Source organism: Serratia proteamaculans (assembly GCF_013337185.1).
Lineage (GTDB): Bacteria > Pseudomonadota > Gammaproteobacteria > Enterobacterales > Enterobacteriaceae > Serratia > Serratia proteamaculans_D.
This window is the reverse complement of sequence record NZ_SWDE01000001.1, coordinates 455,909-468,065: the sequence shown is the minus strand read 5'-3', so window position 1 is coordinate 468,065 and position 12,157 is coordinate 455,909. Positions and strand designations below refer to the sequence as shown.

General features: G+C 52.0%; 10 protein-coding genes. 5 read left to right on the top strand and 5 right to left on the bottom strand.

All coding sequences use genetic code 11. The features are described 5' to 3' along the window. Positions 1-291 precede the first annotated feature (291 nt). The 3 genes from FCL49_RS02215 (at position 292) to FCL49_RS02205 (ending at position 3,273) form a co-directional block, all read left to right on the top strand. Positions 292-1,236, top strand: coding sequence for a LysR family transcriptional regulator (locus tag FCL49_RS02215; RefSeq protein WP_174352231.1), 945 nt, complete (start codon positions 292-294; stop codon positions 1,234-1,236). Between the two features lie 48 nt (positions 1,237-1,284). Beyond that, on the top strand, positions 1,285-1,524 hold the full coding sequence (locus FCL49_RS02210) for a hypothetical protein (protein ID WP_174352230.1): 240 nt from the start codon (positions 1,285-1,287) through the stop codon (positions 1,522-1,524). Positions 1,525-1,770: 246 nt separating this feature from the next. Continuing rightward, positions 1,771-3,273, top strand: coding sequence for a serralysin family metalloprotease (locus FCL49_RS02205; protein WP_174352229.1), 1,503 nt, complete (start codon positions 1,771-1,773; stop codon positions 3,271-3,273). A gap of 88 nt (positions 3,274-3,361) precedes the next feature. On the opposite strand, the gene FCL49_RS02200 is transcribed toward FCL49_RS02205, so the two are convergent. Continuing rightward, positions 3,362-4,819 carry an amino acid permease gene (locus FCL49_RS02200; RefSeq protein ID WP_174352228.1) on the bottom strand — a complete coding sequence of 486 codons (1,458 nt, stop codon included), beginning with the start codon at positions 4,817-4,819 and terminating at the stop codon, positions 3,362-3,364. 619 nt (positions 4,820-5,438) lie between these two features. Between FCL49_RS02200 and FCL49_RS02195 the strand changes: the two genes are divergently transcribed. Next, on the top strand, positions 5,439-6,713 hold the full coding sequence (locus FCL49_RS02195) for a Glu/Leu/Phe/Val family dehydrogenase (protein WP_153860393.1): 1,275 nt from the start codon (positions 5,439-5,441) through the stop codon (positions 6,711-6,713). Between the two features lie 55 nt (positions 6,714-6,768). Here FCL49_RS02195 and FCL49_RS02190 read toward each other — a convergent pair whose 3' ends face one another. Next, positions 6,769-8,307 carry a long-chain-fatty-acid--CoA ligase gene (locus tag FCL49_RS02190; protein ID WP_174352227.1) on the bottom strand — a complete coding sequence of 513 codons (1,539 nt, stop codon included), beginning with the start codon at positions 8,305-8,307 and terminating at the stop codon, positions 6,769-6,771. 170 nt (positions 8,308-8,477) lie between these two features. After that, the gene (locus FCL49_RS02185) at positions 8,478-9,272 is read right to left on the bottom strand and encodes a MipA/OmpV family protein (RefSeq protein WP_174352226.1); all 795 of its coding nucleotides are present in this window, start codon (positions 9,270-9,272) and stop codon (positions 8,478-8,480) included. Positions 9,273-9,486: 214 nt separating this feature from the next. On the opposite strand from FCL49_RS02185, the gene FCL49_RS02180 reads away from it, so the two are divergent. Next, the gene (locus FCL49_RS02180; protein ID WP_017892877.1) at positions 9,487-10,056 is read left to right on the top strand and encodes a DJ-1/PfpI family protein; all 570 of its coding nucleotides are present in this window, start codon (positions 9,487-9,489) and stop codon (positions 10,054-10,056) included. Between the two features lie 85 nt (positions 10,057-10,141). Here the strand turns inward: FCL49_RS02180 and FCL49_RS02175 are convergent, their stop codons facing one another. Then, positions 10,142-10,519: a DUF1493 family protein gene (locus FCL49_RS02175; RefSeq protein ID WP_174352225.1), complete on the bottom strand. Its 378-nt coding sequence runs from the start codon at positions 10,517-10,519 to the stop codon at positions 10,142-10,144. Between the two features lie 182 nt (positions 10,520-10,701). Further along, positions 10,702-12,156 carry an efflux transporter outer membrane subunit gene (locus tag FCL49_RS02170; protein ID WP_368040101.1) on the bottom strand — a complete coding sequence of 485 codons (1,455 nt, stop codon included), beginning with the start codon at positions 12,154-12,156 and terminating at the stop codon, positions 10,702-10,704. Position 12,157 lies beyond the last annotated feature (1 nt).

Below are 12,157 nucleotides of genomic sequence, written 5' to 3'. Positions count from 1 at the left end.
AATAAAATCATTAATATAATTCCATCAAATAAATAGGAAAACTCCATCGAATTGGTAAATAAAATTATTTTTAGTTATAAGCTTATATCCTATTAATATATTTAAATAAAACAGCACCTTCACCATGTTGAAATTTAGTCATTAACGCCAATTCGAATTTACACATGGCTTATTATCATTAAACTGTGCGAATACTTGCATTTAACCTCACTGCTGATTTAAGTCACCCATTCCACTATGAAGGTGTGAGGTGACATTAAATACCCGCATATTTTATATGAGAAGAACCGTATGTCTCTGCTTAAATCCTTGCCGAAACAGATATCTTTGTGGCATTTGAATCTGTTTCTCCTGGTTGCCAAGTGGCTTAGCTTCAACCGGGCTGCACAGGAGCTCGGTATCAGCCCGGGATACGTGACAAAGTGTATCCATTCCCTTGAGAAAGCATTGGATACCAAGCTGTTTGTTCGCACTACCCGTCAAGTGATGTTGAGTAAAAGCGGCGAATTCTTTTTTATTAAAGTTAAAGAGATCCTGGGTGATGTTGAAGATGCCATCCTGGGCATCAATGCCTTGCAGGACGTTGCCAGCGGCAATCTGCGGATCAGCTGTAATGCCTACTTTGGGCTGCATCATCTGGCACCGGTCTTGTCTTTGATGCAGCGACAGAGCCCAGGGTTAAACATCTGGCTGGATCTGACCAACCAACAAAATGACCTGATTGCCGACGATATTGATATCGATATCCGCATCGGCAGTGCAAAAGAACCCCATCTGGTGGCTTATAAAATAGCCAGCAGCTTTCGGGTCCTTTGCGCCTCGCCGCTGTATCTCAAACGCCAGGGTACCCCACAGGAACTTGATGAACTCAATAACCATAATTGCATACTGTATCGCCCCCGCGAGGAAAGTATGGGGCTATGGCGGCTCACAGACAGCCGCAACGCATCGGAAAGCAAGCTTAAGGTGAAAGGCTCACTTTCCAGCAGCCACAGCGACGTTGTGAAAACCTGGGCCGTCAAAAATCACGGGATTGCCCTGCTGCCGGTCTGGAGCGTTGCGTCAGAGCTGGCATCTGGGGTTTTGGTCAGAGTGTTGCCTCAATATCAGCAATCGGCAGATATTATCGCGGTGATCAAAAACCAGGAGAAAAAAACGCAACTTATTCGTACCTGCGTGGACTTTATCAAAACTCATTTACAGGCCAGTTTACCTCAGATGAACAGCTACGACTAAAACAGTGTCAACCCTTATTAACCCGGTTCCACCATCAAGAGAAATGCAATGAATAACGAGATGGATTACAAACTCTATGGCCTTTTTGGAAGCAACAAAGATATCAACGGTGAGGTTTACCGAATATTAGGCGAGTGCCTTGTTCATTTAACATTGGCTAAAAAAACCGTCACCCCATCAACGATCATGACCCATTTGGTTTCAGTCATAGAGTTTCAACCCTGTGATCATCAGAGAAAGTTTTATCGTGTAGCGATAGAGATAATCGGCATGGCACAAAAAAATTAACGATCGCTGCTGTAAATTCAGCATAAAAAAGGAGTCATGCCTGACCGACATTTACTTCCCAGTGGTGAATTCACTCTTTACTTAATGAGAGTTTACAGCCTGGCAGCCTATGACTAGATTTTTTAATCGTGAAAGCCAATAAAAAATCAGCACTAAATTTATTTCGCCATTATCAATGCCAAGGGAATAACAGGGCTTAACGTTACAGTGCGTCAATGGATTTACTTAACTCGAGGGCATGACCAAATGACTAAACAAAATTATATCTACAGCCAATATGATAAGTCTGTATGGGCCGATAGAGATGATTCTGGAGTTTATAGCAGCATTGATCTGTTCTGGCATTATCAGGAACGTGGTGATTACACTCTGAATGGCCGCCCCTCCGACAGCGCACTGGCGGCCGGTGAGAACCTGGCCCGCAACCTGCAATCCTGGAATGGCGTTGGTTCTGATGCACACCTGGGGAAAGGCGCTACCCTGACTTACGCCTTCCCTACCTGGCGCGAACATCAGTTCAATACTGAGGGTGACGGTGGTTTAAGCGGGCTGGATGCTAAACAGCAAGCCTATGCCAAAGCTTCGTTGCAGGCCTGGGCCGATGTCGCCAATCTGACGTTTAAAGCATTGCCGGCCAATCAAAGCCAGGATGCGCAGATCAAATTCGGCAACTTCACCGCAACACCTAAAAGCGACAGTAACTACGGCTTCTTTCCCCACACGCTTGATGACAATGGCGAGCCTTTGGTTGACGATTGGGGACACGATGCCTCGGGCCAGGTGTGGTTTGTTGATCTTCCCGAAAACCGCGAACCGGGTTCTGGCGGCGGTTATGGTGCTCAAGTCTTTACCCATGAACTTGGCCATGCTCTGGGGCTTGATCACCCAGGAACCTATAATGGCGATGGAGCTACCTATCAAAAGGATGCCAAGTATGTGGAAGACACCAATCAGTTTTCGATCATGAGCTATTTTTCCGAACTCAACCCAGCGGGTAAACCGGCCATTGGTGACTTCAACGGTCATTACGCGTCCGGCCCGCTGATGGATGACATTGCGGCCATGCAATACCTGTACGGTGCCAACACCCATGCATTTTCTGGCGATACCGTTTACGGTTTTAACTCCAATACCCAGCGTGACTACCTCTCCGCCAACAGTAATGCCACCAAAGTGATCTTCAGCGCCTGGGATACCGGTGGTAATGACACCTTTGATTTCTCCGGCTACAGCGCCAATCAACGTATTAACCTAAATCAAGGGGCATTTTCTGACGTCGGCGGTTTGAAAGGTAACGTGTCGATCACTCAGGGCACCAATATTGAAAATGCCATCGGCGGCAGCGGCAACGATGTCCTGGTGGGTAATGCGTTGAACAACGTATTGAAGGGCGGTGCCGGCAATGACTTTATCTTTGGTGGCGCAGGGGCCGACACTTTGTGGGGCGGCGCAGGTAAAGATATCTTCGCTTTTGCCGCGGCGTCTGACTCCACCGTCAAAGCACCGGACAAGATCATGGATTTCACCACCGGCGTCGACAAGATTGATTTGAGCGCTTTCGCCACCGATATCCAGTTCGTCGGGGGCTTTAGCGGCAACAGCAACGAGGCGACGATAAGCAGCAGCGGCAACAATAGCGTTCTGGCCTTGGATCTGCACGGACACGACGTCGGGAATCACGGCTGGCAGCCTGATTTCCTGGTGAATATCGTGGGGCAAGTCAACGCTCAAACCGACTTTATCGTTTAGACCCTTTTAGGTAGACCCGGGCAGGTTCTGCCACTTTTTGGCGAGGGCTTCTTAGGGGGCGCCCTCGCCCTTTTTTGACTTTCCGATCCTACTCAGCCTCTTGGCCAGCCTGGTAATACACATAGTCTTCCCGCGCCAGGCTGTTTTTGATCCTGAAGCGCCAAACTATCGCCAGGGCGATAAACCACAGCGGCATACTGCACAGCGCTATCAACGTATCCCGGTCAAAGACCATCAGCACCAGCGTGAAAGCGAAGAACGCCAACGTCAGCCAGGTCATGATCACCCCGCCCGGCATTTTGAAGGTAGAACGGGCGTGCAGTTCGGGCTGTTGTTTGCGATAAACCAGATAGGCCACCAGGATCATACCCCAGCTGTAAACCACCAGTATCGCCGCCACGGTAGAAACAATGGTAAACAGCGTCATCACATTCGGCATCAGGATCAACAGCATGGTGCCCACCACCATACAGAAGCAGGAGAACATCAGGCTGCGGATCGGAATTGCCGTGGTGCGTGACAGGATTTTGAACTGTCCGTGCGCGTGTTTCTCCATCGACAGGCCATACAGCATGCGGGTACTGGAATAAACCCCGCTGTTGGCCGAAGACATGGCGGAGGTCAAGGCGACAAAGTTAATCACTGCTGCGGCGGCGGGCAAACCAGCCTGGTCGAATAACATAACGAACGGGCTGCTGTCCGGCGAAACGTGGCTCCATGAGGTCACGGCGATAATCGCCAGCATCGAGAATACATAGAAAATGATGATCCGCACCGGGATCACGTTGATCGCCTTGGGCAGCACCTTCTGCGGATCCTTGGTCTCGGCCGACATGGTGCCCAGCAGCTCGATACCCGTGCAGGAGAAAATGGCAATCTGGAAGCCGGCAAAGAAGCCGAATATGCCGTGCGGCATAAAGATATTGGGGTCGGTGATATTACTCACCGAGGCCTTAACCCCATCCGGTGAGGTCCAGCCAATAAACACCATCCAGGCACCGGTCAGGATCAGCGCGATAATGGCAATCACTTTGATGATGGCAAACCAGAACTCTGCTTCACCAAACATCTTCACCGACAGCATATTGAACAGGCACAGCAGCCCCAGGGTCAGCAAGGCCGGCAGCCAGGGCGAAACCTCCGGGTACCAGTACTGTATGTAACCGCCGCACACCACTACGTCGGCAATGCAGGTTACCACCCAACTCAACCAGTAAGACCAACCGAGAAAAAAACTGGCTTTGGGGCCCAGGTATTCGGAGACGAAATCGGCAAACGAGCGATAGTCGAGCTTGGTCAGCAATAATTCGCCCATCGCCCGCATCACCATAAACATAAAGAAGCCGACAATCACGTAGGTCAAAACAATAGAAGTGCCGGAAAGCGCGATGGTTTTACCCGAGCCCATAAACAACCCGGTGCCTATGGCCCCGCCGATGGAAATAAGCTGAATATGCCGTTCGCTCAGACCCCGTTGCAATGTTTGGGCGCAGTCGTGCCCCTCGGTTGAATGGGTATTCAACCGATGTTGCTTACTTTTTGTCATGGTGTTACCTGTCCGTCATTAAGGCGATTAAGCAGCTTTCACCGCTGCAGCAGGAGTGAAACGCCGTTGGCGTTCTACCGGCAAAAAAGAAATTCAGGCCAAACGCTGCCCGCCCTTTTGTTAAAGGGAAGTAAATATCTGTCCGTCTCAGAAAACGACTGTTCGAACTGAGCGCCAGCCCACATTTTGCATGCGAAGCATGAGCGTGGAGGATAAAGACCTTGATATCAGTGGGTTGTGATTATTCCCATTCAAGAAAAAAACGCGACCAACCAAGATTTAACATGAATTTAACTCTGGCGTCAGGAAACGGCATTGTCAACACGACACTTAAATAAAATGAAACTTTTTGATCACATTCAAGGTTCTGAAAAATAGATAAAAACGGGTTTTATGCATTTTTTATGCATAAAGTATGAGTAGTCGACTACCCTCTCCTGAAAAAGTAATTAACTATTCATTTTTGCGTCGAAAAACCCGCTGGAAACCGCTCCGCAGCCCGCCAAGGGGGGGCTAACAAGCCGTGCTTTTAATGGTAAATTTGGCGTCGCAAAAGTGTTATGCACTTAGTAATCCACGGTTAAACAAAATAAACACCTCTATATAAAAAAGGTTGGTTATGGAAAAGCTATCCTACGCTTCAGAAAGCAGCACAACGGCCTGGGCCACCTATCTGCAACAAATCGACCGCGTTGCGCCTTACCTGGGTGATCTGTCGCGTTGGGTTGATACCCTGCGTCACCCGAAGCGTGCGCTGATCGTTGATATCCCACTGCAGATGGACGACGGTTCAATCCGCCATTTCGAAGGTTTCCGCGTTCAGCACAACCTGTCGCGCGGCCCGGGTAAAGGCGGCATCCGTTATCACCCGGACGTTGATCTCGATGAAGTCATGGCGCTGTCAGCCTGGATGACCATCAAATGTGCGGCAGTCAACCTGCCCTACGGTGGCGCCAAGGGGGGGATCCGCGTCGATCCTTTCAAACTGTCTGAAGGCGAGCTGGAAAGATTGACCCGTCGCTACACCAGCGAAATCGGTTTTATCATCGGGCCACAGAAAGATATCCCGGCACCGGACGTCGGCACCAACTCCAAAGTGATGGCCTGGATGATGGATACCTACTCCATGAACCACGGCACGACCATCACTGGCGTGGTTACCGGCAAGCCTATCCACCTGGGTGGCTCTCTGGGTCGTGAGAAAGCTACCGGTCGCGGCGTATTCGTTACCGGCTGTGAAGTGGCGAAACGTCTGGGCGTGCAAATCGAAGGTGCCAAGGTTGCGGTTCAGGGCTTTGGTAACGTGGGCAGCGAAGCCGCCCGCCTGTTCGTTGGTATCGGTGCGCGTGTGGTGGTGATTCAGGACCACTCCGCTACCCTGTTCAACGCCAACGGCATCGATCTGGCAGCGCTGACCGAATGGCAGGCCAAGAACAAGCAAATTGCCGGTTTCCCTGGCGCCAGCGAAATCGAAAGCGAAGCTTTCTGGTCCGTAGACATGGATATCCTGATCCCAGCTGCGCTGGAAGGCCAGATTACCCGTCAACGTGCAGAAATCCTCAGCGCCAAACTGGTTCTGGAAGGCGCTAACGGCCCAACCTACCCAGATGCGGACGACGTGCTGCGTTCACGCAACATCACCGTAGTACCTGACGTTATCTGTAACGCCGGCGGCGTAACAGTCAGCTACTTCGAATGGGTGCAGGACATGGCCAGCTACTTCTGGAGCGAGAGCGAAATCAACGAGCGTATGGACAAGATCATGACCGACGCCATGATTCACGTTTGGAACAAGTCCGAAGAGAAAGAGTGCAGCCTGCGCACAGCGGCATATATCGTCGCCTGTGAGCGTATCCTGACCGCACGTAAAGAGCGTGGCATTTACCCAGGTTAATGCATTACCTCTCCCGGCTTGCGCTGCAGGCCGGGATTATTTCAAAGAGCTTCCTTCAACGCAGCAACCGTTTCATCACCTTGCCGGTGCTGGTCATCGGTAACCGTTCCACAAACTCAACGACGCGTGGGTATTTAAACGCCGCCAGCCGCTCTTTGGTCCAGGCGATCAGCTGTTCTTCACTCACCGGCTCGTCCACATCCTTCAACACCACCACCGCTTTTATCTCTTCGCCCAACGACGGATGCGGTACGCCAATCACTGCCACCAATGACACCGCCGGATGACGGATCATCAGTTCTTCAACTTCACGCGGATAGACGTTAAATCCGCCGCGGATAATCACATCTTTTGACCGGTCGACGATAAAATAGAAGCCGTCGGCATCACGGCGCGCCAGATCTCCGGTTCTGAACCAGCCGTTTTCCAGTACCTCGGCCGTGGCTTCCGGACGGTTAAAGTAGCCCTTCATCACATTGTAGCCACGCACCGCAATCTCGCCGACCTGATCTGTGCCCTCTACCGTTTTACCGATGACATCGACCAATCGGACTTCAACCCCCCAGATGGGCTGGCCAATAGAGCCGACTTTATTGACCCGGCCCGGATGGTTAAAGGTAGCCACCGGGCTGGTTTCTGATAAGCCATAGCCCTCAAGAATATTAACGCCGAAGCGCCGGGCAAAGTCCTCGATGATTTGTACGGGCAAACTGGCGCCGCCGGAGACCGCCATGCGCAGGTTTTTACGTAACAGGGCAAGATCCGCCGTATCATCCAGCGCGTTCAGCAATGCCCAGTACATGGTGGGTACCCCGGCAAAGAAGGTGATGGCGTGCTTTTGCATCAGCGCAATGATCTGCTTCGCATCAAAACGCGGCACCATGACCAGCGTTGCCGCCAAAGCAAAACCGGCATTCATCTGTACGGTGGAACCAAAAGTATGAAATAGCGGCAGCGTCACCAAATGACGATCGGGATGTTCTACCGAACTATTGAACAGCTGCACCGAGCCCAGGGCGTTCAATACCAAATTGGAATGGGTCAATTCCGCCCCTTTGGCGCGGCCGGTGGTACCACTGGTGTAAAGGATCACGGCAGTATCCGATTCCAGCGTGGTGACGCTGTCAAAAGCGGTGGGTTGGGTGCGGATGGCCTGGCTGAAGCGATCCCCCGCCAGCGGCAGGCTGTCGCCGATAATAATAAAATCACGACAATGCTCTGCAGTATCAAAGGCACGTCGCGCCTCTTCCCCCAGCGTCAATCCGGCGTGGCCCTCAAAACAAAAGAAACTCACCGCCTGCGAGTCTTGCAGGTAATATTCAAACTCCCCCGCTTTTAACAAGGTGTTCAAAGGGACTACCACCGCACCGACTTTGAGGATGCCATAGTAAATAGCGGGAAATTCCCAACTGTTCGGGCAAGCCAGCGCCACCCTTTCACCGGGCTGCACTCCACGGGCAATCAGTAAATTAGCGACCTGATTGGCACGTTGATTCAACGTGGTGTAGCTAAACTGAACATCCTCCTGCACCAGCGCCAGACGATCGGCAAATGAACGCGCACTCTCTTCAAGCAATGTAGCCAGATTTAACATGGGACTTTCTCGAAAGCAGAGACCGGAAGCACCCGGTGGGTCAATGGATGAGATACTGCGCTACCTCGCTGAGGTTGCTCTCCCTGAACAGCCTGCGGCGAAAAATGACCACGGCAAAAATCAGTATAGAAGAGGTCACACCAGTGTAAAGGTCTCACCCCATCTCCCGATTAGAGAGTGAAAGCATAAGTTATGGCGGCGGTGACCGTGGGCTGATCGCGCTGGTATACAATCGGACTATTCGCCGCATGGTCGCCAAGCCAGGTGTAACCGACACTAAGAGCGCCCCCCCATTGCGGGGTGAATTGATGGCTCCAGCTTAATTCACTTTCTACCCCGAAGAGGCCACCGGCAGCGTGGTAACGATGATAGCCTGAGCGCATGCTTTGATTATCACTCACGCCATAAAAAGTGTTCATATAACGGCTGTCTCCAAACAGGGCCGACACTTGAAACGCGATGCTGTCATTGGCATTTTGCACAGGAATAGCGGTGACGGAGGTTCTATAGTGAACCCCCTGTCCATCACTGAGCGGAAGTGTTGCCAGCCCTTCCAGAGATAACCACGGCTCCACCATCCACCCTGCTGCAATTGATGTATTGACAGTCGCTTTAATATTGCCCATGCCTTTCAGTTTGTCAGAACCGGCACGCCAGGAGCTGTCCTGATCCGCACGCCCCAGATCATAGCCAAGGGTGTGTTCCAGGTAGAACCCATTGTCACTGCGCAGGTCATACCCAACCCCTTTTAAAGTGTCAAAGAAATACATGCCATCCCGCACTTGCAATGCCGGTGCAACTTGCGTATGCCATTCATCTGACCCACTGTAGCTAGGGGAATAGCGTGCTCCCAGCCCCATTATTACGCTCTTCTGGGAAGAGCCAGTATTATCGGCGTGTGCACCTGCAGCCGTGATGGAACCCAACAGACATGCCATTTGCCAAATCAATTTCCTGCTTTTCATTTCTTGCCTCTTCAACGAACCCTTCAACCATGTCCAAGATTCATGGCCATATTCCAAGTCCGCACTATGAATAGGCTGCATCAATAAACCGTGAGTGTTTTATGAATAACCTGTCAAGCAGGCTCAACAATGCATTTTTACGAGGTGTGAGTTCGCGATCCACGTTCCGATGGGCTATATGTTAGGGATCATTTCCCCTCCCGGAGAGCCCCTGATGAGCAAGAAAAAGATCCTGATGCTGGTCGGCGATTACGCCGAAGATTATGAAACCATGGTGCCGTTTCAGGCGTTACAAATGATAGGTCATCAGGTGGATGCCGTGTGCCCCGATAAGGCCATAGGCGACTACATCATGACGGCGATCCATGATTTTGACGGCGCGCAAACCTACAGCGAAAAACCCGGCCACCGTTTCACCCTGAACGCCGATTTTTCGGCCGCCAAAGAAGCAGACTATGACGCCCTGTTGATCCCCGGAGGCCGAGCGCCAGAGTATCTGCGACTGAATCCGCAGGTCATCAAACTGGTGCAGGCTTTTGACGCCGCACGCAAGCCCATCGCAGCCGTCTGTCATGGCCCGCAGCTGCTGGCCGCCGCCGGCGTGTTGAAAGGCAGAACCTGCAGTGCCTACCCGGCCTGCGCGCCAGAAGTACAGCTGGCTGGCGGACACTTTGCCGACATCGGCATCGATCAGGCCCATGTTGATGGCAATCTGGTGACCGCCCCGGCATGGCCGGCACATCCGCAATGGCTGGCGAAATTTGCCGAACTGCTGGCGGAATAAGGCAATAAAAAGGCCCGCAACACAGCTGCGGGCCATATTTTATTTTGACTTTTCGTGGGTTAATTATTCCGCCAACCACCCAAGATTACTTTAATTGTTCAATCAGAAAGTGAATGTCATAGAGCCAACGTTTTGCGCGGGCGGATCGCACCAGCATATAAACATACAAGGGCCGGATCCTTTCCATCTCAAGATCCCAATGATTACTACGTCGGGATGATGGGGAAAATAATGACACTGATTTAGACTCCTGACGAAAATAGAGCTCATGATTGTAATTACTGCAGTCTATTTGGAAGGCAACGAAGTAGCCATGCATCAGCGTCTCCGACATCGGCAACGACAGGTTTAGCTCTTTGTTTATTTCGGTATTGAGAGTCACGTCGATGCCCCTTTTGAGAAGGCCCGGTGCGTTATAGCGATCGACCACTGAAATGACCTGCTGCTGAATATCACTTTCCATTTCAACCTCAAACTATTTGGCCGCGAGAATGATGCGATAATATTCAGACCTTTCTTAAGGTAGCGAGTTCTGTAAGGCAAAGTGATTTTCCTTTTCTTTACACTTTCACCACAGAGTGGATATAAAAATACGCGGAATGTTGTCGGCATCCTGCGTATTAGCATTGTTGCTTGCAGTAAATTTTATTGGGTCAGGGAGCCATTATTGGCAATAACTCCATCGCCCTGCTTCTCTGCGCTAATACCACCCCCAAGCACTTTATACAGCGTGATCAGGTTCTGATATTCGGTTTGCTGGGTGGTAATCAACGACTGCCGAGCGCTATACAAGGTGCGCTGCGCGTCAAGCATCGTCAGATAGGTATCCACCCCGTGGCGATAACGCAGCTCTGCCAGGCGATAATATTCCTGCGAAGCCGCCACATAGCCGGTTTGCGCCGCTAACTGTTCCTGAATAGTGCCTTTACGCGCCAGGGCATCGGCGGTCTCCTGGAATGCCGTCTGCACCGCTTTCTCGTAGGTGGCAACGTACAGGTCTTTCTGCGCCTTGGTGTAATTCAACTGGGCGGTGTTATAGCCGCCGGTGAAGATCGGCAGGCTGATACTCGGTGCAAATGACCAGACACCCGCCCCCTTGCTGAACAGTGATGACAACTCCCCGCTGCCTATGCCACCGCTGGCCGTCAGACTGATAGACGGGAAAAATGCCGCGCGGGCAGAACCGATATTGGCGTTGGCCGCCTTCAGGTTATGCTCGGCCTCCAGTACATCCGGGCGGTTCAGCAGCACCTGTGAAGACAGATTCGCCGGGATATCTTTCATTATGCCGGACAATGCTGCGATATCCGTCGGCAACAGGCTCTCAGGTACGCTTTGCCCCACCACCAGATCCAGCGCGTTTTTCGCCTGTGCGGCGCTGGTGGTGTAGCTGGCCACGTCCGAACGCGCCTGCTGATACACGGTGTCTGCGGTAGCGACATCAACCATCGACAGAATGCCGTTTTGCTGGTTTTTGCGCGTCACCGCCAGCGACAATCTGGCGCTTTCCATGGTGCTTTTGGCCGCAGCCAGATTGCTGCGTTCCGCCGCCAGGTTTACCCAGTCGGTGACGATATCGGCGATCAACGTCAGGCGAGTGCTTTTGGCCGCTTCCGACTCCGCCAAATAGGTTTCAAAGGTCGAGCGTGACAAACTGCGGTTCTTGCCGAACAGATCCAGCTCAAATGCACTGGTGCCGGCCGTGGCTTCGTAGCTCTGGCTGATTGCGGTGGCGTTACCGTTACCGGTCAGTGCCCGCCCACGGCTGCCGTCCACACCGGCGTTAATGGTCGGGAACAAATCGGAGCGCTGCTCGCCGTAGAGCGCCCGCGCCGATTCAATATTGGCAATGGCTTCACGCAGATCTCGGCTGCTGCTCAGCCCCATCTCTACCACCTGCCGCAGTTTGGCGTCGACCACATAGTCACGCCACGGAATGTCCGGATAGCTCAGTGATAATTTACCGGAAGGCGCAGTATAAGCCTCCCCCTGTGGCATGGTGGTGGGTACCGGTGCCTGCGGACGCTGATAGTTCGGATCCAGCGAGATACACCCCGCCAGTAACAGCGGGAATGTCAGAATGATTAAACGTTGCAACACA